General features: G+C 36.9%; 18 protein-coding genes and 1 pseudogene. 10 read left to right on the forward strand and 9 right to left on the reverse strand.

Annotated features, from left to right (window positions below; translation table 11 throughout):
* The gene (locus bsdcttw_RS05995; protein ID WP_185258476.1) at positions 1 to 444 is read left to right on the forward strand and encodes a phage holin family protein; all 444 of its coding nucleotides are present in this window, start codon (positions 1 to 3) and stop codon (positions 442 to 444) included.
* A complete protein-coding gene (locus tag bsdcttw_RS06000; protein ID WP_185258477.1) occupies positions 434 to 1,153 on the forward strand; it encodes a glucosaminidase domain-containing protein in 720 nt (239 codons plus the stop codon). Before bsdcttw_RS05995 ends, bsdcttw_RS06000 begins: the two co-directional genes overlap by 11 nt.
* 90 nt (positions 1,154 to 1,243) lie before the next feature.
* Here the strand turns inward: bsdcttw_RS06000 and bsdcttw_RS06005 are convergent, their stop codons facing one another.
* The 5 genes from bsdcttw_RS06005 to bsdcttw_RS06025 all read right to left on the reverse strand — a co-directional run bounded on the left by bsdcttw_RS06005 (position 1,244) and on the right by bsdcttw_RS06025 (position 3,936).
* Positions 1,244 to 1,699, reverse strand: a complete 456-nt coding sequence (locus tag bsdcttw_RS06005; RefSeq protein ID WP_185258478.1) for a hypothetical protein — start codon at positions 1,697 to 1,699, stop codon at positions 1,244 to 1,246.
* 154 nt (positions 1,700 to 1,853) lie between these two features.
* Positions 1,854 to 2,312, reverse strand: a complete 459-nt coding sequence (locus bsdcttw_RS06010; protein ID WP_185258479.1) for a hypothetical protein — start codon at positions 2,310 to 2,312, stop codon at positions 1,854 to 1,856.
* Positions 2,313 to 2,577: 265 nt separating this feature from the next.
* Positions 2,578 to 3,087, reverse strand: a complete 510-nt coding sequence (locus bsdcttw_RS06015) for a hypothetical protein (protein ID WP_185258480.1) — start codon at positions 3,085 to 3,087, stop codon at positions 2,578 to 2,580.
* Positions 3,088 to 3,330: 243 nt separating this feature from the next.
* Complete coding sequence (locus tag bsdcttw_RS06020; RefSeq protein WP_185258481.1) at positions 3,331 to 3,567, reverse strand: hypothetical protein; 237 nt, start codon at positions 3,565 to 3,567, stop codon at positions 3,331 to 3,333.
* Between the two features lie 75 nt (positions 3,568 to 3,642).
* On the reverse strand, positions 3,643 to 3,936 hold the full coding sequence (locus tag bsdcttw_RS06025; RefSeq protein WP_185258482.1) for a hypothetical protein: 294 nt from the start codon (positions 3,934 to 3,936) through the stop codon (positions 3,643 to 3,645).
* Positions 3,937 to 4,053: 117 nt separating this feature from the next.
* On the opposite strand from bsdcttw_RS06025, the gene bsdcttw_RS06030 reads away from it, so the two are divergent.
* The 6 genes and pseudogenes from bsdcttw_RS06030 to carB all read left to right on the forward strand — a co-directional run bounded on the left by bsdcttw_RS06030 (position 4,054) and on the right by carB (position 13,112).
* A complete protein-coding gene (locus bsdcttw_RS06030) occupies positions 4,054 to 4,791 on the forward strand; it encodes a hypothetical protein (protein WP_207726496.1) in 738 nt (245 codons plus the stop codon).
* 450 nt (positions 4,792 to 5,241) lie between these two features.
* Entirely contained in the window at positions 5,242 to 7,008 is a 1,767-nt protein-coding gene (locus bsdcttw_RS06035) for a P-loop NTPase fold protein (RefSeq protein ID WP_185258484.1), read from the forward strand.
* 70 nt (positions 7,009 to 7,078) lie between these two features.
* Positions 7,079 to 7,477: pseudogene (locus bsdcttw_RS06040) on the forward strand (peptidoglycan-binding domain-containing protein); the annotation flags it as partial.
* A gap of 212 nt (positions 7,478 to 7,689) precedes the next feature.
* Complete coding sequence (locus tag bsdcttw_RS06045) at positions 7,690 to 8,151, forward strand: hypothetical protein (RefSeq protein ID WP_185258485.1); 462 nt, start codon at positions 7,690 to 7,692, stop codon at positions 8,149 to 8,151.
* Between the two features lie 624 nt (positions 8,152 to 8,775).
* The gene (locus bsdcttw_RS06050; protein WP_185258486.1) at positions 8,776 to 9,924 is read left to right on the forward strand and encodes a carbamoyl phosphate synthase small subunit; all 1,149 of its coding nucleotides are present in this window, start codon (positions 8,776 to 8,778) and stop codon (positions 9,922 to 9,924) included.
* Positions 9,912 to 13,112, forward strand: a complete 3,201-nt coding sequence (gene carB, locus bsdcttw_RS06055) for a carbamoyl-phosphate synthase large subunit (protein WP_185258487.1) — start codon at positions 9,912 to 9,914, stop codon at positions 13,110 to 13,112. Before bsdcttw_RS06050 ends, carB begins: the two co-directional genes overlap by 13 nt.
* Before the next feature lie 362 nt (positions 13,113 to 13,474).
* On the opposite strand, the gene bsdcttw_RS06060 is transcribed toward carB, so the two are convergent.
* Positions 13,475 to 15,193: a S8 family peptidase gene (locus bsdcttw_RS06060; protein WP_185258488.1), complete on the reverse strand. Its 1,719-nt coding sequence runs from the start codon at positions 15,191 to 15,193 to the stop codon at positions 13,475 to 13,477.
* A gap of 308 nt (positions 15,194 to 15,501) precedes the next feature.
* On the opposite strand from bsdcttw_RS06060, the gene bsdcttw_RS06065 reads away from it, so the two are divergent.
* Complete coding sequence (locus bsdcttw_RS06065; protein ID WP_207726497.1) at positions 15,502 to 18,060, forward strand: bifunctional diguanylate cyclase/phosphodiesterase; 2,559 nt, start codon at positions 15,502 to 15,504, stop codon at positions 18,058 to 18,060.
* A 100-nt stretch (positions 18,061 to 18,160) separates the two neighbouring features.
* Here the strand turns inward: bsdcttw_RS06065 and bsdcttw_RS06070 are convergent, their stop codons facing one another.
* From bsdcttw_RS06070 to bsdcttw_RS06080, 3 genes are all read right to left on the reverse strand, one after another.
* A complete protein-coding gene (locus tag bsdcttw_RS06070; RefSeq protein WP_185258490.1) occupies positions 18,161 to 19,300 on the reverse strand; it encodes a peptidylprolyl isomerase in 1,140 nt (379 codons plus the stop codon).
* Positions 19,301 to 19,460: 160 nt separating this feature from the next.
* Complete coding sequence (locus tag bsdcttw_RS06075; protein ID WP_185258491.1) at positions 19,461 to 20,396, reverse strand: M14 family metallopeptidase; 936 nt, start codon at positions 20,394 to 20,396, stop codon at positions 19,461 to 19,463.
* On the reverse strand, positions 20,396 to 21,337 hold the full coding sequence (locus bsdcttw_RS06080) for a M14 family metallopeptidase (RefSeq protein ID WP_185258492.1): 942 nt from the start codon (positions 21,335 to 21,337) through the stop codon (positions 20,396 to 20,398). Before bsdcttw_RS06080 ends, bsdcttw_RS06075 begins: the two co-directional genes overlap by 1 nt.
* A 209-nt stretch (positions 21,338 to 21,546) precedes the next feature.
* Between bsdcttw_RS06080 and bsdcttw_RS06085 the strand changes: the two genes are divergently transcribed.
* Positions 21,547 to 23,739 carry an alpha-galactosidase gene (locus tag bsdcttw_RS06085; protein WP_185258493.1) on the forward strand — a complete coding sequence of 731 codons (2,193 nt, stop codon included), beginning with the start codon at positions 21,547 to 21,549 and terminating at the stop codon, positions 23,737 to 23,739.
* Positions 23,740 to 23,753 lie beyond the last annotated feature (14 nt).

Consider the following 23,753-nt stretch of genomic DNA (forward strand, 5'->3'; position numbering starts at 1 on the left):
ATGGATGGATTAAGAGCATTTGTATTAACAATTATCGGTATAACAGGGGGATTTATAACAACATTATTCGGGGGATGGAGTACAGCATTGACTACACTAATCATTGTAATGGCGGTGGATTACATAAGTGGGCTGGCGGTTGCTGGCATCTTTAAAAAGTCACCTAAAAGTAAAACAGGAGCATTGGAAAGTAAGGCTGGATGGGCAGGATTATTCAGGAAGGGGATGACACTTTTAATCGTTTTGATTGCTTACCGGCTCGATCTGGCAGTCGGGACTACATTCATTAAAGATGCTGTGATAATTGCATACATAACGAACGAGACTGTTAGCATTACTGAAAATGCCGGTCTTATGGGAGTACCTATTCCTCCGCCTTTAAAAAAAGCTATAGACATCTTAAAACAGAAAACAGAAGAGGAGGATTCCAGTAATGGCAAATAGAAAATTTATTGAGCAGATTGCAGCTGCCTCACTAAAATATTATCCTACATACAAAATCCTTCCCAGCATGACGATTGCCCAGGCTTGTTTGGAGTCCGCTTGGGGAAAGACTGGCCTTGCGAAAGACTGTAATAATTTTTTTGGTATGAAATGGACGAGCTCCTGCGGGGTAGATTACGAAGAGTATTCTACTAAGGAGCAAAAGAAAGATGGTACATGGTACACGATTAAGGCAAAATTTCGAAAGTATCCAGGAGTTATAGAGGGAATTAAGGGGTACTATGATTTCCTGAACTATACCAGGTATAAAAATTTAAAAGGGCAGACAGATTATAGGGAAGCTTGCCGACTTATTCGAGAGGATGGTTGGGCTACGGACCTATCCTATACTTCCAAGCTCGTTACACTGGTTAAGGATAATGAGCTCTGGAAGTTTGATCTACAGGCAATATATCCGAAAGGACCGCTGGGAAATATTACACCAGACACTAATTTCCTGGCTATTGTTTGGCTACAGAACGGACTTAATACATGTCTGGCTGGAGTCAAGGGTTTTGATACCTTAAAAGTTGACGGAGATTACGGAGTAAAGACCAGGGCGGCAGTACTGTTGTACTGGGACTTGTTAGGTTGGAATAAAAGCACAGGATGGAGTGTAGGAGTAAATACTAAAAAAGCACTCGTGGCTGGAAGAAAAATCGAAAAATAGTTTAGAATCATATATTAAGAGATCCCTTTAGCAAATCTATAAAAGTCATTAGGCTACTTCGATAATACACCGAAGTAGCCTAATAATTAATTAATCAACTCTAACATACCCATCATATCCCGCTACAGATAAATCTGTTATTGCTACAAGCCAGAATTGATATTCCTCATCATAAGGAAGAGCAGGAAGATTAAACTGAGGATATTTATATGAGCTAATATCTGTATATGTAATCATTCCCTGTTTCTTACCAACTACCAGTACACGTTGGTATTGATTTACTGCGTTATCAGAGAGAGTAACATTAAAAGTGAATTTATTTCCGGCAGGAACTTTCCAATAACCATCGCTGGTTGTTGTATCATTTAAAATTAAGGATTGATTTGCAGATAAAGAATATGGATCTGGTATATACCTGTAAACCTTAATCCCATCTACATTCATAACCAATGTTGGTAAAGTAGCAGCAGAGACAGTTGCAGTAGGAGCTGCGAAAAGTATTACTGCTATAGCCATTGCTATAATACGTGATAAAACCTTTTTCATAAATTATAACCACCTTTCTTTGTTAAACTGTTGTTATAGTTATGTGAAGTTTTCATATACTTAAATCCGAATTAATTTTTAATATATAATTTAAAGTATATAAATATAGGTGTATAAATAATAAATAGTTGCCCATTTGGACACCCAATTAATATTATTCAACTTTTACATAACCCCAATACTGTGAAATTGTTATATTCGAGTAAGCTGTTGCTGTTACAAGATAACGATATCCTTCTGATTGTGGTGGTATAAGTACCGATGGGTAACCATCATTTGTCATTTGGCTATCATAATATACCATTGTGTTTTCTCCATTGACACCAGATCGGAAAACTTTCATTTGATGATATCCTGGGTTATCTAAAAAATATCCTAACTTCACAGTGTAACCAGCAGGTACGTACCACCAACCATTTCCTGATGTTGTGTTTTCTAGGGTAACTGATTGTCCTGCAATTAACTTGTAAGGATCAGGTTGAAGTTCAAATACTTTAAGATCATATTCATCATAAATTAATACAGGATTGGATGCTGCTTGAACAATTGATGGTGAAGAAAATAGTACAATAGCAATTGCCACAGCCAAAATACGTGATAAAACCTTTTTCATAGATAAACCACCTTTCTTTTGCGCATTATATAATTTGTAAAGTTAGGTATTAATAAGCTCTATCCGGATTAGGGGTTTTAATACATACATATATTACCATTAACTAATCTAATAGTCAATTGGTTTTGTGTCTAAATATGTAAATAATTCTTTTTATATAGTAGAGAAGATGCTATAGGAGATATATAAATAAAAATACCCGGAGGGTTAATGATATGCTCCTCCGGGTGTTAATCTGTTATTTATAAAATGTGATAGCTTTAAATTAAAATGGTAATCCTCCATTAATCGGAATGGCAAAAGCAGAATTCACAGTATTTGAAACTTTATTTTGATAGCCACCATGAGCTACTAACCCTTGTATCGCAGTTCCATCTTGTTCCCACTTGATTACTCCATATCCACTTTTACTTATAGTATTATAGTATGTCTGGAAAGTACCTGTGCTATGTGCATTTAAGGTAAATGTTAATGTTGAGTCAGTGTTTTGATCACAATAATTCAGTAATTCTGATGTTCCTGTAATGAAACCTGTACTAGCACTATTATCATCTAATAAAATTGTTCCGTCTGAATTATAAAGTGTTATGGTGACATTTATAGGTTTATCAGTAATGTTCGAGACTGAAAAGCCGCACATTGTGCTACTACTTTGAACATACCAAGGTATAACTGCCTTTCCGGTACTATAACTACTTGCTGAAACAATACCACTTGGACTAACTAAACATGTAACCATAACTAATGCCATAAATAAATACTTAAGTCTTTTCATATTATTTTCCTCCGTGTGAGATTTATCTTTTAATGCCTAAATTATAGTCCGGAGGAGTACAAAGAAACAGTCTATTAATACCAAAATTTTCATTATACAATGAAAGTTTTACATAAAATAACAAGTATATTACATAAAATACCCGGAGGGTTATTAATTCACCGGGTATTTTTAAAAAGGTTATTTTGCTCCTCCTATGTAAAATAATACCTTTATTATGCCTTCCTATGAAATATTTGTAAATCACCGCATAACCCATATGTGTCGGTCTAAGAGGAATGAAAGATTAAGTGTTCGTTCATTCTCCAACTGACACTGAAAGTCCATGGAATGAATTCCCGCAAAGCAAGTCTCATTTAAAAGAGTATTGGTAATTTTATGGGTAACAACAGTATGATCTTCATCTTCCAGACGGATATAATTAGGCCGGACTGTTCCATCTTTGTGAAAGTACGCTATTATGTCTACAGGTATGTTCATTGTTTTATCACCTTTCAAAGAATTATGAGGTCATTATAACAGAACATATGTTCTGAAGCAAGACGAAAAAACTTTTTAGACGCTTATTGCATTGGTGAGAGTGATTGAATCTGAAAGTACGTATTTATCATGTTCAATAATCATGCGTATTGTTTTTTCAAAAGTATGTACATGGCATTGTAAATGATACTTCTTTACCCCGGGATACCTATGTCGAACAATAACCATTTTAGCCCTGGGCATGTCCTTTTTTACAATCTGCCACCAGTGCCCGGTATTTTTAGAGCGGATCTCGATAACTCCATTTATGTATGAGTAGTCGGAAAAATAACGAGTTTGAACTAAGGATAGTTCTTGTGAATTGAACATAAAGACCTCCATCTGATATATTCGGGAATTAATAAATGATTAAAAATAAGGAAAATATTGTTTTTATTGGATGTTTACTGTAAAATATATACGATTAAAGTTAAATAAGGAGGGAAAATGATGAGGAAAAGAATAAATGAGCATAAAGCTGGTGAAAAAAAATATAATGGAGTTTTAAAAAGAAGGGTGTTAGCTTATGAAATAAGGCACATATTGTTCGATATAATATTGTGGTTATCACCGCTAATTTATCTTACGAATCAATTAATGCTTAATAAAGATTCAAGTTTAATAATTTATGGAGCTTGTTTAACTATAATTATTATTAAAAGAGTGATATCAGGCTTTAAATCTTATAAAAATGATAAGAAAAGCAAACTTAGAGAAATTGAAATAAAATTTGTACGAGCAAAAAAATCTGAAGAAGTAAATAAAATTAGATATGAAATAATAAATTTATTATGTTACAGTGACAAAGTAGCCGTTAAGGCAGAGATAAAATCTGGATTAGGCTATGAATTTATAATACCCTTTGTTCTCACTTGTATCATAACTTGTTTTAATATTGCAGTTGCTAACAAGGAATTTATTACATATAGTCCTATTCAATATAAAGTAGCAGAACAAAGATTAATTACTGAAATGATTAGTAATAAAATGACCAAAGAAGAAATAAATGATAAATTTGAAAAGATGTTAGATGATTATAGAAGTCAAAGAGTAAAAGAATATTTGAGTGCTGTTAATGCACTATTCATGATTGGTATATTAGGGATTTTACTTTCATCAATTGGTTTTATAAATCAAAATAGGCTAAATAAGAGTATACTTACATATTTAGAAGAAGTTAAATAATTATAAGGCTAATATTATCCCCCAAGACTTTACGTTACCTAGGGGATTGATTTTAGAGCGGGGATGATTGCTTGCTAAAACATTTCTTATTATATAATATATTAGACTAATACAAAGTTACAATAGTAAAATAGAACTATTCAGCGAGAGCTGGGAAATGAAAACATCTTGTCCGTGCTAGTACTACTAAAATTAAATAAGGACCAGTAATGCTAATTAATATAAGAAAAACCTGTACTTAAGTGCAACTAAGTGTCACAGAAATATGTAAGAGCCGCCTTTATAACATGTTTCTCTGGAATACTATATTAGTTACTTATTTTGTCACGTTTATTACATTATTATTGAAATAATATATAGAATAATATGGTGAAATTAGCATAAATATAGTTGTGTAATGACGGATTATAACTTATAATCTCTAATATTGGAAGAAATAAGGGGTGAAATATGAAGTCTTTATTAACTTGGATCCAAAAATGGTATTATAAAGTTTTTTATATAGGCTGGCTTTCATTATTCATATTATTATTATTATTTTCATTTAAATGGTGTAGAGATATTTTAAAGGGCATTATTATCTCATTTTTGGGTCAAGAAATTTTAGAGATATTATATCAAGCATTTCAATTTTTAAAACCAGCAATTAATATAATGTGGATAGTATTATCATTTATTTTGATATGTTTATATATAATGAATAATTATAAAAGAAAATTGTATATCAAAAATATTTTCAAGGAAAATATTAAAGATGATTTAGATAATGCTCTATTTAATTATATAAATTCTATTAACATGACTGCATTTTTACTCAACGGTAATTGGGGTTCAGGGAAAAGCCATAGAATAAATGAATTTATGGAAAAAATGAATAAATGTGGTTCTTATAGATTCTATAGAATTTCTTGCTTTGGATTAACTAATAGATCTGAAATATTAAAAGAAATAAAAAATGTATGTGAGGCTGAAGATAAAAGCATCAATAAAAAAATAGTTAATATAAGTCGAAGCTTACCAGTTATAGGTGAATTAATATATTCGTTATGTAAAAAGGATTATGAGTTAAATAATATTCAAAAACGCTCTATTTTCATTTTTGATGACTTGGAACGTATATCAGTAATAAACGAAGAAATATTTGAATCTATAGGTACAGCAAAGGAACTAATTAATATGTATATTGCTGATAGATTTAATATAATAACAGGTCTCCTTAATGAATTAATTGAACAATATAAAATGAGAGTAATAATTATAGCAAATATTGATAAAATACCTCCAAGTATATTTCAGAATCAGTTTATAGATAAATTATCTTGTCAAAAGTTTAATTTAGAAAATAAAAACCTAAGTATTTTGAATCTGGTTCAAGCTCAGTTAGAGTCATTTAATTATACATCGAATGAACATGCTAATATAATAAAAGTAATACTCTTTAATAAAATAAATAGTTTAAGTTATATGTGGAATGAAACAAAAATAAAAAATTTAAGAAGATTAAATTATATAATTTTTTCATTTATTAGCACTGTTATTAAATATGATTTATTCGATGACGAAGACTTATGTGACAATGTTCTAATCAGTATTTTTCTGGCTCATCAAAAAAATAGAGATACTGAAAAATTCATTATAGGAGAAAATCCAATTTTATTTTACAATAAAATGGAACTTTATTATGGTGGAAGACTAGAGGAATCCACAATAAATAATATTATGAATAAAAATGATAAAAAAAATAAATTTAGATGGTGTGGTAATGAAATATCAACAGAATGGTTAACTGGTAATCAATCAACAGTAAACATTGAGGATTTAAGAAATAAAATTAGTTCGTTTGATAATAGTTTTAACGATGCATATTGTAATGATATAGATTTAGCTATTCCCAAAACTCTAGAAGAAGTTGTATTATATCTGATAAAGGTAAGAGAATCCGGTATTAATAAAGTTATAGAATTATTTAAGAATGATGAGATAATTTTTTCAAGTATTATAGATAGATATGAGGATATAGAGTATGATCTACCTAGTATTCTTAGGTTGCTGAAACCTTTGTATGATAATAAATTACTAGATAATGTATATCTACAAGCATGCTTTTCGGATTACCTGAAGAGACTTAAAGACTTTTCTAAACTAAAAAGCGCTCATTTAGGCAATCTAGAACCCGTATTTCTAACGATTATAAATAAAAGACAAGAAACTATATGAAGAATAATAATTATGATAGATATACATACGCTTTCTGGCTTGGCAACCTTGATTCTGTATATACCCTATACCAATATGGTTGACCCAATGGGGTTCTAAAGCACTGGGTGACCAAGGGCTCTCGGCTATACAGATTTTACGGAATTTCTATGGAGCAAATATATATATTAATTCTGCCTCTGAAGTGGCTGGAGTTCCCAGTTCCTGGCCGGGCGCTAATCTTACCATAGGTTCCAGAGGAGACAGTGTCAGACAGATGCAAGATCAGTTAAATGCCATTGCGGGAGTTTATACTTCCATTCCGGTAATCGCTGTAGATGGTGCCTTTGGGCCTCAAACACAGGCTGCGGTTACGGCATTTCAGCAGGCTTTCGGTCTCCCGGCGAATGGTATTGTAGACCTGCCTACCTGGTATAGAATATCTGGAATTTATGTTGCAGTAACTAGAATCGGTGAATTAAATCAATAGAATATAATGATTATGAGGGACTGATCTTGTATGATATACTGGAAGGTCCCTTTTTGTATCCGATTATCAGCAAAATAATGCAAACAAAAAAGTAATAAAACAACTAATACAATAGTTTACATAGGAAATATATGGTGGTAATATTTACATAGTAGCTGATGAATATAGAGAGGAATACTTTGCTTAATTATTAGATAGTGAAGGTTAACTATATGAAACAAAAATTACTTATTTTAACTATTTCAATAGCTTTGATTTTTATTATTATTATAATATTTAAACAAATAATTAGTGTCGAGCCACAAATTACTGCCTTAGCTGAATTAAGAGATGTACCGAACGAGAAATTCATGAAAGAAATATATATTGAAGCAAGTATCTCAAATGCTAAAAACTGTATCCGTAAAATTGAGATACCTAATTTACTTTCAATAGATAAGATTGATAAGGTAAGAAGTAAAGAAGCCAGTACATCAGAGATAAATAATTCAAATTCAGCCAAGGCATGGTCAATCGGTAAAATTACTTTTGATATGCAGGGTTTAACATTTGAGCAATTAAAAGAATGCTACTTAGAAGATAAAATAACAATTAATATAGTTACTTCTAAAAATAAAAAGTTAAATTATTCATATAGTATTGGAGAATTACTTGTTAACAAGACAAATAAGTAGGTATAACGTAGTTATAAATGAACGTTGATGGAGAAATTCGGGCAAAAAAATTAATATTACATTAATCAGAAAAAAGGAATTCAATTAATAAGAAACAAAGAACAGAAATTTACACTTCTGCTCCTTGTTTCTTGTTTTGATACGGACAATTATCCTTTAAATTATTCTGAACTAGTATTTATCGGTAGTAAATTTATAATGTTCTACCTTCCAGCTGTATAACAAAGTAAAATAAATTTTAACCCAGGTGACTTGATTATTTATTCGTATTAATGTATAATTATAAAAACTATGAATAAAAATAAATAATAACTCCTTATAAATGAGCAGTAAAATTCTAATAAAAAACTTCTTGTGTTTTAAAAAGAGATGTGATAGAATTTTAGCAATTTGGGTATCTGTAGGCTCAAGGGAGAGAGTTGTTTGTTAATAATACATTTTTCAAACTTCCTGTTAAACACTATCGCAGTCTGCAGACATGATTGTAGATTTGTTAAAGTCTACAGTGGGATTGCGGTATGCGTGGGAGTAGTATGGTAAAGAATATTATCTACTCTTTTTTTTCGGGCAAAAGCAGGTGAGAAACTGTTAAATGTAAGACTTTGAAAGGAACAGGTGGAAGTTATGCAAGCTTTCTTAATACTGGAAGACGGCAATGTATTTGCAGGAACAAGTATTGGTTCAACAAGGGATGCTATCAGTGAGATCGTATTTAATACCTCAATGTCAGGCTATTTGGAGGTATTGACAGACCCTTCCTATGCAGGACAGGCTGTTGTTATGACATATCCCTTGATTGGAAATTATGGAGTATGCTATGAAGACATGGAATCTAAAAAGTCTTGGGTTGACGGGTATATTGTAAGAGAAATTGCAAGGAGACCCAGTAACTTCCGCAGCGAGGATACCATTGAACATTTTTTAAAGCAGAATGATATCCCAGGAATTGCAGGGATTGATACAAGAGCTCTTACGAAGATATTAAGGGAAAAGGGTACCATGAACGGTATGATTACCTGCAGGGAAGATCTGGATATTCAGGAAGTAATAAAGGAACTTAAAGGACATAAGGTAACAGGTGTGGTAAATAAGGTAACTTGTTTGGAAAAGAAAAGCTACCAGGCGAAAGATTTTACACCTACCAGCGCAGACCTTGCAAGAAGCGGCTTAAAGGTTAATCCTTACAAAACAGGTCATTATAAGGTCGCATTAATGGATTATGGCTCCAAAGATAATATAAAGGACTGTCTGCTGAAAAGAGGCTGTGACGTGACTGTTTATCCAGCGCTCACAAAGGCTGAAGAAGTCTTTGGAGATAAGCCGGATGGTATTATGCTTTCAAACGGACCGGGAGATCCGAAGGAATGCGTGGAAGTAATTGAAGAGATAAAGAAAATGTATCAAAGCGATATTCCCATCTTTGCAATCTGCCTGGGACACCAGCTTATGGCATTAGCCTGCGGTGGAGATACCAGAAAGTTAAAGTACGGACACAGAGGTGCTAACCATCCGGTTAAGGACCTAAAGACAGGCCGTGTATATATCTCCTCTCAGAATCATGGCTATGTAGTTGAAGACGGTACCTTAAAAGAAGAGATTGCGGAAAAATATTTTATCAATGCCAACGACGGGACCAATGAAGGCTATCATTATCTGGGAAAGAATATTTTCACGGTGCAATTCCATCCCGAGGCCTGTGCTGGCCCTCAGGATTCTGAGTTTCTGTTTGATGAATTTATAAAAATGATGGAGGTGCAGGGATGCCAAGAATAGAGAATATCAAAAAAGTACTGGTGATAGGGTCTGGTCCAATTATTATTGGTCAGGCAGCAGAATTTGATTATGCCGGTACACAGGCTTGCCGCTCTTTAAAAGAAGAAGGAATTGAAGTAATATTAGTCAATTCGAATCCTGCAACCATAATGACAGATAAAGATATTGCGGATAAGGTATATATTGAGCCTCTGACACCGGATATGGTAAAGAAGATACTACTTCTTGAGATGCCGGACAGTGTACTTCCTACTCTTGGTGGTCAGGCAGCGTTAAATATTGCTATGGAATTAGAGGAATCCGGCTTTTTAAAGGATAATGGAATTCGGTTGATTGGAACTACCTCAGAGACAATTAAGAAGGCTGAGGATCGCCAGGAATTCAAATCCACAATGGAGAAAATCGGTGAGCCTTGTGCATCAAGTACCGTAGTAACCAAAGTGGAAGATGCATTAAGCTTTGCAGAAACTATTGGCTATCCGGTAGTGGTAAGACCGGCTTACACTCTTGGTGGAAGCGGCGGCGGTATTGCAGCTGATGCAGATATTTTAAAAGAAATCTGCTCGAATGGACTTAGATTAAGCCGTGTGGGCCAGTGCCTGATTGAAAGAAGTATTGCAGGCTGGAAAGAAATTGAGTATGAGGTAATGAGAGATAATCAAGGAAATTGCATTACCGTTTGTAATATGGAAAATATCGACCCCGTTGGTGTTCATACAGGAGATAGTATTGTTGTGGCACCTTCACAGACCTTATCTGATAAAGAATATCAAATGCTTAGAACTTCAGCTCTAAATATCATAACTGAGCTAAAAATCACAGGTGGTTGTAACGTACAATATGCCTTAAATCCTGATTCTTTTGAGTACTGTGTAATCGAAGTAAATCCAAGGGTAAGCCGTTCCTCTGCATTAGCCTCTAAGGCTACCGGATACCCCATAGCAAAAGTAGCAGCTAAAATCGCTTTAGGCTATAATCTGGATGAGATCCCCAATGCAATTACAGGCAAGACCTATGCCAGCTTTGAACCTGCCCTTGATTATGTGGTAGTCAAAATACCAAAGTGGCCTTTTGACAAATTCATTATGGCAAAGAGAACCTTGACCACTCAGATGAAAGCCACCGGTGAGGTTATGAGTATCTGCACCAATTTTGAAGGTGCTCTTATGAAGGCATTACGTTCACTGGAACAGAATATATACAGCTTAAATTATGGTAATTACAGTAAGTACTCAATGGAGGATATCAAAGAATTTCTGCACCGCATTGATGACCGCCGATTATTTGTAATCGCAGAAGCTATCAGGAGAGGAATTTCTTATGATGAAATATTTGCAATTACAAAGGTTGACAGGTGGTTTTTAGATAAGATAGCTATTTTGGTTGAAATGGAAGAAGAACTTAAAACTCAGCCACTTACCAAGGAGCTTCTGGAGGAAGCAAAGAGACTGGAATATCCAGACCGTGTTATTGCTGAACTTACCGGTAAGAGTCCGGAAGAAATAAAGAGACTTCGTAAGGAAGAATATAAGATACTCCCGGCCTTTAAGATGGTAGATACCTGTGCTGCAGAATTCGAAGCCAGTACTCCTTACTACTATTCCTGCTATAAGAGCTTTAATGAAGTAGAGGAGACAAAGGGAAGAAAAAAAGTTATGGTTCTAGGTTCCGGTCCAATCCGTATCGGTCAGGGTATCGAATTCGATTATTGTTCGGTGCACAGCGTTTGGGCACTGTCAAAAGCAGGTTATGAAACGATTATTGTAAATAATAACCCGGAAACAGTAAGTACAGACTTTGATATCGCTGACAAACTCTATTTTGAACCCCTTACACCGGAAGATGTAGAATCCATCGTAGACCTTGAGAAGCCTGACGGAGCGGTTGTTCAGTTTGGCGGTCAGACTGCTATCAAATTAACGGAAGCCCTTCTTAAAATGGGAGTACCAATCCTTGGCACCAGTGCGGAAGATGTGGATGCAGCTGAGGATAGAGAACTCTTTGATGCTATCTTAGAGGAATGCTCCATACCTAGACCTGCCGGAAAGACTGTGTTTACCACGGAAGAGGCAATTAAAGCAGCCGGTGAGCTCGGGTATCCGGTATTGGTCAGACCTTCCTATGTATTAGGCGGACAGGGAATGCAGATTGCTATCAGCGATGATGATATCCACGAATTTATGGACATCATCAACTTAAATGTACAGGAACATCCCATTCTGGTAGATAAATACCTGATGGGGAAGGAAGTGGAAGTTGATGCAGTGTGTGACGGAGAAGATATCTTAATTCCAGGTATTATGGAGCATGTGGAACGTGCAGGTATCCACTCCGGAGACAGTATTTCCGTATATCCGGCCCAGAATGTTTCTGAAAAGATTCAAAAGGTCATTGTGGAATACACCAGAAGACTGGCAAAGTCCCTTCATGTAATCGGCTTAATCAATATACAGTTTATTGTATATCATGATGAAGTATATGTAATCGAAGTGAATCCACGTTCCAGCCGTACAGTACCATATATCAGTAAGGTAACCGGTATTCCGATTGTTGAGCTTGCATCTCAGGTGATTCTGGGAGATAAATTAAAAGAATTAGGGTATGGCACAGGACTTGCTGCAGAAGCCGGTTATATAGCCATCAAGATGCCGGTATTTTCCTTTGAAAAGCTCTATGGAGCAGATATCAGCCTTGGGCCGGAAATGAAATCCACAGGAGAGTGCTTAGGAATTGCAAAGACCTTTAATGAAGCGCTTTATAAAGCCTTCCTGGGAGCCGGAATTAATTTGCCGAAGCATAAGAAGATGATAATGACCGTGAAAGATGCAGATAAGCAAGAAGCGGTTGAGATAGCTGGAAGGTTCAAAAATCTGGGTTACGAGATTTATGCCACCAGAAGTACTGCTAAGTATTTAAATGATAATGGTGTAAAAGCAATCCCTGTAAATAAGCTGGATAAAGAATCACCTACGATTATTGACTTGATTATGGGGCATGAAATTGATCTGGTTATTGATACACCTACCCAGGGAAGAGATAAAAACAGAGATGGCTTCTTAATAAGAAGAACATCTATTGAAAATGGAGTAACCTGTCTGACTTCGCTGGATACAGCAGGAGCATTGGTAACAAGTCTTGAAAATGCAGATATGAAAAATATTTCACTGGTTAATATTGCAGCATTATAAGAAAATCCTCCGAATATGAAGTAATTTGCTACCTGAAGTAACCTGCTACCTGAAGTAACCTGCTGCCTGAAGCGACCTGCTACCTGAAGTAACCTGCTACCTGAAGCAACCTGCTACCTGAAGTAACCTGCTGCCTGAAGCGACCTGCTACCTGAAGTAACCTGCTACCTGAAGCAACCTACTACCTGAAATGACCTGCTACCTTGAACTTACAAAGGGAGCAGCTGATTTCTTACATTACACTGTCTGGAAGGCATACTGCCGGCTTATATTTATAAGCAATTCGTACTTATAAGCTGGTAGTATGCCTTAAAGCCATTGTATAGAGAAATGGGCTGCTCCTTTCGTCTGTATAAAAATGATTATTGGACTGCTCCGGGAACTGTTTCACCCCGCAAACTGTTGAAGGAATTATAGATATCCAGAATACCATAACCCCATTCTCTGTTCGGATATGTCTGATTTGGATCTCTTCTAGCGCCGCGCAGCATTAGGTTCTTAATTTCTACACTGTCAAGCTGTGTATAATAACCATCGATAATGCCCCATTGTAATACCATAGCTGCAACCCCTGTTGTATGGGCAGCCGCGACACTGGTACCTGACATAGTTGTATATCCCCCGCCGGGAGCCGGACCAACCAGGTTCACACCAGGTGCTGCCAGATCCGGATTTATTGCATTTGTTCTGGTAAAGCCTCTGCTGGCATTCAGATACAAGCTGTTATTGGTGTAATTATAGGCTGTCACTACAATAGGGATTAAGGTATTACCGGGAGAAGTTAAAGTAGTATAAGGGTTCGGCTCCACAAAAGCGGTTGTCGGATCCAGAAATTGAGAAATCGGCAGCCATATGTGGAAGCTTGACTGCAAATCACTGCTGGAATAAACACGAAATCTCCAGATACCCTCGGAAGGGGAAGAGAATCGCATTAATATCAGCTGATCACCGGTTTGAGATTCCACTAATTGATAATCGATATAAATAACTGTTTTTTCAAATATAAAACGAATAACCCTGGTTTCTCCAATTCTTGCAGGAATACGCGGTATATATTCTCCGGAGGGGGATAAGATATCAACGGAAAAGGTGCTGGGAGCCTCACCCCATAATTCCATGGAAAATCCATTTACATTACTTCCTACATGAAGATCTACGGTAACATAATTCGTAGTATTTTGTATATTACCTTGAAAATGATGTCCGGTATTTCCCTCATTTCCACCGGCGACAGTAATTGCAACACCGCTGTAATCAGCAAGTAGAGAGATATAACTGCTTAAGATTCCCCTTTCGTCATGAGCACCCTGTGAGGTACCAAAGCCAATACAGATTGATACCGGTACGGCAAGAGTTCTTGCCATAGCCATTAGATAATTAATGCCAAATATAATGTCTGTTTCGGAATAACAGATAACATTATCAGGAATCTGAAAAAAACTCCTGATATAAGGTTTGGCCTGTTTTAATTTGACAATAACAATAGCTGCATCCGGCACAATACCGGAAAAGTTCTGAGATTCATTGGTATTGCCAGCTATGATTCCGGCTAGAAAGGTACCATGACCACTTTCGTCATTCGTGGGAACTACAGACAGGGGATTTGGATTCGTTAGTGCTTGGTTTAACTGTTCCCTGGTATATTCCGTACCGTATAGAAATCCTTGGGGAGGAGGACCTGTCTGAATAGTCTGATCCCATATGGCAACGATTTTGGAAGTACCGTCTGCATTTCGGAAGGCTTCGTGAGTATAATCAATTCCAGTATCTATAATACCAACCAGAGTGCCGTTTCCTCTCAGATTAAACACAGGTATATTACGTATTTTTGTAATACCAGAACTTTCCAGACTTCCAGTGTCCATAAGTCCGAAGCAGCTGGGGAATACGCCATACCCAAAAGTTTGAATCATGTTTTCAGGAATATTTGCTATAGGTACATATACTGCCGTATGACTATTGGTTAAAGGGGTCTGACAGGTATTTTCTATTGCAAGAAATCGACTCAGCGGTGAACCATTTTCCACAATGAAGTCAGCGTACTCATCACTAATGATATATTGTCTGCAATCCTGGTCCATGGTCCGTCTCCTAAAATAGTTTTACTAACTAAATATATGAGCAAATATCAGTAATATTCACTTGTATCTTAAATCAATCAGGCAGAGGTGATTTTAGGACTATTTTCCTAAGTTTCGACTTAATCCCGCTTATGTATGTTTGAAATTGCGGTTGTGGAAACCCGTAAATTATGTTATAATAAGTACAATTCTACAGGTAAATGATCAAGGATGACAGTAATCTACAACATGGATGGTAAAAATTAAATATGTCTGACATAAGAGAAAACGCCTTTCCCAAAAGGTACATATATACGAGAGAGCAACTAATGGATTTCTTTATTAAGACCCCTTTGCCAGATGGTATCATCAGCAATTATGTACAGAAAGATAATTGTATTGAATTTATCTGTAATGACACGATTTATTGTGTACTAATTGATGGAAGTAATTGGGAAGAGATCAAACGGGAGCTGACACATCGGAAAGAGTTAAAAGTGATGGAGAAAAACAGAATAATGGAAAAGGAAAAGCTGGATACGCTTACCGGGCTGTACCATAAGGAGTACAGTAAAAAGGTGATAGAAGAATTCCTAAAGACTTCTGATACAAATCACTATCATGCTCTAATGCTGGTAGACATCGACAATTTTGATGCAGTAAATGAAAATCTGGGCTACCTTTTTGGTGATACAGTTTTAGTTAATATTGCCGAAGCTCTGCGTAAAAATTTCTATGATACCGATATAGCCGGTCGTATTGGCGGTGATGAATTCCTGATTTTCATTAAGAATGTCTCCAATATTGAACTTCTGAAAGAAAAAGCAAGAATTATTTATTCCGTTTTTGCCAATACCTACACCGGAGAGAACAAGAACTACAAGTTATCCTGCAGCATTGGAATTTCAACCTATCCCAAAGATGGTATGAACTTTGAGGAACTTTTCTTAAAAGCAGATGCTGCACTTTTATATGACCGAGAGAATAAAACCGGGAATGAAAAGTTTGATTACGGATGCTTTTATCATGAAATTCCAAACCCCGGTTTGTATTTGGATACAGAATGCTTTTATAAATACCAGATTAATCGTACAAAAGGTTTTGGCAGTAATAATTTTGATAAGGAGATTACTGCATTTGCTTTTGATATTATGTCCAGAACAAAGGATGTAAACAGTGCTATTAATCTGCTTCTAAATAAAGTAAGAGTGCAATTTGATTGTACTCAGATATGTATTTTTGAATATGTATCGGAATCTCCTGATTTTGCGATGACTTATTTTTGTTCCAATGACAGGATGGAGGCAAATGAGCAGGAAAAGGAAGAGTTTTTTCATTATTTAGGTGAGCATGAGTTTACCTTTAGTGAATCCGGAGTATATTCCCGGACAGAATTAACAGAGGCTGATAAGAAGGAAGCTATTCTAAAGAAGCTTGGCGTAAAGGCATTGCTGCAATGTGCAATCTTTGAAAATGATAATCTAAAGGGTTGTATCAGCGTCCATGATTATGAAAAATTAAGGAATTGGAGCGATTATGAGTTAGATTCCTTCCTTACTATTACAAAAATTATATCGTCTTATTTATTGAAACTAAGAGCCTCTGAGCGTGCCAGCAGGCAATTGTATATCCTAAAGAATTTCGATGCACTTACCGGTCTTCCGACCCTTCATAAATTAAAAAAAGATGCCAGAAATATTGTAAACAGTACAAAAAGTAAGTGTGCGATTATCTATTCGGATATTACGAAATTCAAATACCTTAATAATACCCTCGGGTATGAAACGGGAGATCGGATTTTATGTGATTTTGCCTCTATTATAGCAAGCGGTAATACCAATGGCGAAGGAATTGCAAGAATATCGGATGATAATTTTGCGGTATGCTTAGCGTATCAGGATGAAGCGGATATTATAGCTTATGTTCAGAATATCTATGACAAGTTCAATCAAATACAAAAAGCAAAATATCCCGGTACAAAATTTATTGTAGCCAGTGGAATTGCATACATAAATCCGGAAGAAGATATTACAGTAGCAATTGATAATGCCAATATAGCTCGTAAGACAATAAAGAGTGCCCCCCACTCAACCTATTGTTTCTTTGATATTAATATGCAGCTGAACCTGCAAAGAGAAGCAGAAATCAACAATACAATGGAACAGGCATTAAAGGACAGAGAATTTGTTGTTTATCTGCAGCCCAAGGTAAACCTGCATGATAACAGTCTTGTAGGGGCAGAAGCACTGGTTCGTTGGATACGTGACGGTATTATCATTATGCCGGGAGATTTCATTCCTATATTCGAAAATAATGGATTTGTAGTTAATCTGGATTTTTTTGTTTATGAGGAAGTCTGTAAGATTCTGAAAGAATGGATGAAACAGGGCAAGAAGCTGGTTCCGATATCTATAAATGTTTCTCGGGTGCATCTGCATGATGAGAAATTTGTGGACAACATAAAATCATTAGTGGATTCCTATGGAATACCATATAATCTGCTGGAACTGGAGCTTACGGAGAGTATTTTCTTAAGTAATACGGAAGCAGCACTTACAGCCATGAGGCAGTTAAGAGGTTTAGGCTTTGGTGTTTCTATTGATGACTTTGGGGCGGGATACTCTTCCTTAAATCTATTAAAAGACATGGCTACAGATGTAATTAAACTGGATAAAGAATTTTTTGGTCATGATAATATGCAAAGAGAAGAGCAGATAATTGTTTCCAGTATTATCAGTATGGCAAAACAGCTTAATATGAAGGTATTATCTGAAGGTGTGGAAACTCAGAATCAGTCAGACTTTTTAAGAAGTGTAAGGTGCGATATGGCACAGGGATATTTGTATTCCCGGCCAATACCGGTTGGTGATTTCGAAAAGTTAATCTAGATGTTTCTATAAAGTTAAATATAAAGTCAATAAAGAAATAAAAAAGAACTTCTGTATCATTACAGAAGTTCTTTTTGTTAATTGTTTTTATACGAAGTAATTACTTACCGCTCTTTGTAGGTGTAGGGGTAGCTGTTGCCGTAGGAGTAGCGGTTGCATCAGTTCCGGAAGGTGTAGGAGTTGAGGTTATTCTCTCTGCTACAGGTATTGTTGTTTCACCCATAACGATCTTATCCCATACCTTGTCATTAACAGTAATTTTATAGTCTTTTTTAATTTCATTTTCGTACTTCTTAGTGAAAGCGTCATTCTGAGCTTGTGATAATGCTTCTTTTACAGCAGCATCATAGCTTGCAGAACTGTTATTATCTTTCATCTTGATGATGTAGTAACCGGAAGTAGTTTCAACAACACCATCAGCCAAAGCATCATTATCAAGCTTTAAAGCAGCGGCTTGGTACTCTTTATCAGCCTTGTTGTCATCCTTCACAAAGTTAAGAGTACTTGTAGTCAGGTTATCGTATTCTTTTGCTATATCAGCAAATGCTTTTCCAGCTTTTGCTTCCGTTAAGGCCTTGTTGATATTTGCCTTAGCAGCAGCTTTTTCTTCATCAGAAAGGTCTACCACCTTAGAGTCTTTATCATATTTAGTTGTTGCTGCAAACAGATATTCTGTATCATATTCTCTGTATTTATCGCGGTCAACAGTGGCTTTAACATCGTCTTCTTTTATGCCCAGGCCATCAATAACTGTCTGGTAGTATTGATTTGCAAGCTGCAGCTTATTCTGAGCAGCAGTTAGATTTTCGGTAGTGAATCCGGTAAGCTTTAACTGTTCTTTCTTGTCTTTTAAAGAAGTCATGATAGATTCAACATTTGTTTTTATTGTTGTTTTCTCATCAGCAGTAAGGGTGTCTTTTGCTTCTTGTGCTTTAAGGTAAAGGATTTCCCACATAACGGCGGCATCCATTACGCTCTGTTTCATCTGCTGTCTCATAGTAACGCCTTCTTTATACTCCATATCCCAATAACCAGGATAATACTGGGCATACATCTGTCCCTGTGCTTCCATGGCATATATGAAATACATCATATCCTGCATATAAAGTTTTTCATCGTTAATGGTTACTACCAAGTCACCAGTAGAGCTTGTCTTCTTGCTGCAGCCGGCAGCGAATATCATTCCTGCTATCAGAGTAAAAACTAACAGCTTTGAAATGATTCTTTTTGAATTTTTCACGGTGTTTCCTCCATTATATGTGATTCATGCGTAATAATTAATAGGACGCACATATTAACATTTTAATACTTTTTCCATATAAGTCAAGTTATATCCTATATTTTTTGGATATATTGTGGTATTTCTCTTGCTTAATTGTGGTATAAATTCTTAACTAAGATTATTCGTGGAGCCTTCGGATAAGTTTGTAAACAGTACAATTCTCAATTACAAGAGGTTTTCGGTGAGCAAAGAAGATGATACCATCGCTGGGGGAGATTATCTGGGAAATCACCTCTCCCTCGATTGGATCAACCACTTCTGCTAAAAGATCTCCAAAAGTAACCTCCTCACCCGGTTCCTTAAAGCGTCTGTAGATACCGGATACGTCCGCACGGATGGACATCAGGCTTTCCTCTTCCAGGGTCGTTGCAATAAAGCCGCTGTGGCAGTTGTATTTAATAATACCCATTCTGGTAAGAAATCGAAGAACGGAAGATACTGCCTGATTGGCGGACTTTTCATCAATATGGTCAGTAGCAGAGGTATATACGCTAAATGCATTAGTCCCATTCATCTGCCAGTTGTAGTTTAAGGTTGCCGTATCAATCGGCCGTGGGTTTCTGGTAACTACATAGGGAAGCCCAAAGAGGTTGGCAAGACTGGTGTTCTGATAACCGGTCTCCATCATTCGTACATGGGGAATAAAGTCTCCGGGGGTATGAAAACTGGCAAACTGGATACCGTAATTATACCCTTTAACAGCTTCAAAGATGCCATCAGCTATCCTTCTTGTGGTTTCACCTTCGGCATCACCCGGAAACATTCGGTTAATATCGGTATTGTCCATCGCCCAGAAGCGTTTTTCCACATTAATGGAATAGTGATTGACAGAGGGGATAACCATAATCTCGTTGTTATTAACTATATTGCCGGTTTTTTCAAGTCGAGAGAGAGTCTTAATTATCTGTGAACAGATATAGAGCTGCTGCACTTCATTACCTCTGGTCGGCCCTACGATGCAGGCAGATTTCTCTCCTTTACCGAAGTGATAGGCAGGTATATCCATGTCACCGCGAAAGGGGGAGGTGCTGGAGTATATAGTACTTTTTATCATCAGAAGTTACCTCCCAGAATACGGACTATTAAAGAGCCTTTGTTAACCACAGGATATTCCCTTAAGGTAAATATCATACCGTCACAGGGAGCCAGAATATGCTGATTAATCTCACCGGTCAGGCTGTTAACGATATCACCGATAACCTCTCCCTTTTTTATACCCATCCAATGAGAGGCGGCTGGGAGAAAAACACCGGAGGCATCTGCATGAACCATAGTAACCTCACTTTGCCCCTCGGAGGAAATGATGGGAGTCTTCGGCGTAATTACCTCGCCGTCCCACATGCCAAGTTCCTTTAACAGGCAGAAAATACCTTCGGTTATCTGGTCACCGAATTGCTTGGTTATACGCATGCCGGTACCCATTTCCACGGCTATGGTAGGCACTCCGCTTGAATTAAGGGCATGGGTAAGGGTAGCATTTTGTACGGTGGCTGAAGGGTGTATCCATACAAAGTCAAGATTTAAGAGTTTGGCGTAGGGTAACAGCATCTTAGCATTTTCTTCTATCATACGGACCTGGGGTATTTCACGCAAGAAGATATTAGAGGAATGAAGATCTACACATAGCTTTGCGCCAAGGATATCATCTACAATTGCCTGAGCTGCATTTTCTGCCATATCACCATTTTTATTTCCCGGAAAGCATCTGTTTAGATCCAGGTCGAAGGCGGGAATACCTCTTGTTAGGGATTCAATACCTAAAGGGTTAAGGCAGGGATATATATCAATTATTCCGTGGAGATGTTGGAGATTCGCATTAATACGACGGATTATTTCATAGCATATGTATTGGCCTTCAAGTTCGTCGCCGTGAATACCGGATACAATGCAGATGCGTTCTTCGTTGCCAGTTTTATGAAGAGGTTCGATTCGGTTTTTCCATATATGCATACTCTCCAATACCGGAAGGTCAATAGAAAATACAGATTTAATCAAAAAAACACATCCTTTCAGTAGTTTAGAAATTTGATTTCAAGAATTCATACTATCATACCATTTTTCATATTGAAAAACAAGGAAGGAAATTGTAGAAAATAATACATTGTACTTGGCTTAGGATTCCGATAAAATGAAAAAAAATAAGAGGGAAAAACACTTTCACTCATTAGAATATTGCTGCCAAGAGTAGCGGAATAGGGGTAATTATGAGCATTCAATTTGAGGAAAAGAGTAAAAGTTTCATCTTGCAGACAGAGAATTCTACTTATGTAATTCAGCTGTTAAGAGAGAAATTCCTATCCCATGTGTACTGGGGGGCTAAAATTAAGGAACCAGTGGTAGAAGCTATGATAAAGTCCGCAGGAAGAGCTTCCTTTAACGCCACCACAGATGGAGACAGGGAGTTTTCACTGGATACCATGCCAAACGAATATCCGGCTTATGGCAATTCAGACCTTCGCATGCCGGCTTACCAGCTGCAGCTTGAAAATGGCAGCAGAATTACAGATCTCGTATATGAATCCTATGAAATTGTAAGAGGAAAGCCGGCTCTTAAGGGTCTCCCCAGTGTTTATACAGAGAGCGATACAGAGGCGGATACCTTGCATCTAACTTTAAAAGATGAACTGACTGGCCTTAGAGTGATATTAAGCTACACAGTAATGAAGGGCTATGATGTTATTATTCGATCTGCTCATTTGAAGAACGAAGGGCAGCAGAAGCTCAAACTTCTTAGAGCATTGAGCATGAGTATGGATTTTGACCACTGCGACTATGATTTAATAACCTTATCCGGTAGTTGGATTAGGGAGCGCCATGAGGTTAGAAGAGCTCTGGTGAACGGAACACAGTCCATTGAAAGCCGCAGAGGAGCCAGCGGACATAGCGAGAATCCCTTTATGGCAATGGTATCAAAAGATGCAGGAGAAGAGTCAGGTGTGGCTTATGGTTTCAGTTTGGTATACAGTGGTAATTTTTTAGCAAGTGTAGAGGTTGATCAATATAAGACTGCCCGAGTAGCAATGGGTATAAATCCTTTTGATTTCACTTGGGAATTAGAAGCAGGAGAGGACTTTGTTACACCGGAAGTGGTAATGGTTTATTCCGGTAATGGCATTGGTGAGATGTCAAGAACCTACCACAGACTATACCGTAACCGGTTGGCCAGAGGCAGGTATAGAAATGCTGAAAGACCGGTTATCATTAATAACTGGGAAGCAACTTATTTTGATTTTATGGAAGAGAAACTGATTGAACTGGCGAAAGCAGCAGCACCTCTTGGCGTTGAGATGCTGGTACTTGATGATGGCTGGTTTGGTAAGAGAAATTCTGATAATTGCAGTCTTGGTGATTGGTTTGTTAACGAGGAAAAACTTCCCGGAGGTCTGAATAACCTTGCAAAGGCAATTAATGAGGAAGGCCTTAAGTTTGGTCTTTGGTTTGAACCGGAGATGGTATCACCTGATTCAGAGCTCTATAGAGAGCATCCGGATTGGTGCCTGCATGTGCCGGATAGATACCGTAATCTTGGAAGAAATCAGCTGGTACTGGATTTCTCCAGAAAAGATGTACAGGATGCTATTATTAAGATGGTCTCGGATATCTTAAGCAGTGCGGCTATCTCCTATGTGAAGTGGGATATGAACCGTAATATGTCAGAGATTGGTTCAGAGCTTTTACCTGCGAACCGCCAGATGGAGACGGCCCATAGGTATATTCTCGGTGTTTACCGGGTAATGGAAGAACTTATAACAGCATTTCCGGAAGTGCTCTTTGAGAGCTGCTCCGGCGGCGGCGGACGTTTTGACCCCGGCATTCTTCATTATATGCCGCAGAACTGGACAAGTGATGATACTGATCCGGTAGAAAGACTGAAAATACAATACGGAACTAGTATGGTGTATCCGGTAAGTGCTATGACCGCCCATGTAGCGGATTCACCCAGTCATCAGACCGGTAGAGTTACTCCCTTTGAATTCAGGGGAAATGTAGCTATGGCAGGAAATTTTGGATACGAGCTGGATGCCACAAAGCTGTCGGATGAGGTGAAAGAAAAGATTAAAATTCAGATAGCAGACTACAAAAGGCTGAGAGGGATTATTCAATATGGTGATTTCTACCGTCTGTTAAGTCCCTTCAAAGGAAATCATACAGCCTGGATGTTTGTTTCGGAAGAAAAAAGGGAGGCAGTGGTATTTTTCTACCGCATTATGAATATTCCCAATGATGCTCTGTTCCGTTTCCGCCTGGCAGGACTTTCAGAAGACTTAATATATGAAATAGAAGGAATGGAGCAGGAAATCAGCGGACAGCAATTAATGAATTACGGTTTGAATATTCCGAAAGACTTTGCCTGGGGTGATTTTGGAAGCAGAATGTTTGTATTAAAAGCGAAATAAAAGGTAAAATAGAA

Source organism: Anaerocolumna chitinilytica (genome assembly GCF_014218355.1).
In the GTDB taxonomy this organism is placed as follows: Bacteria; Bacillota; Clostridia; order Lachnospirales; family Lachnospiraceae; genus Anaerocolumna; species Anaerocolumna chitinilytica.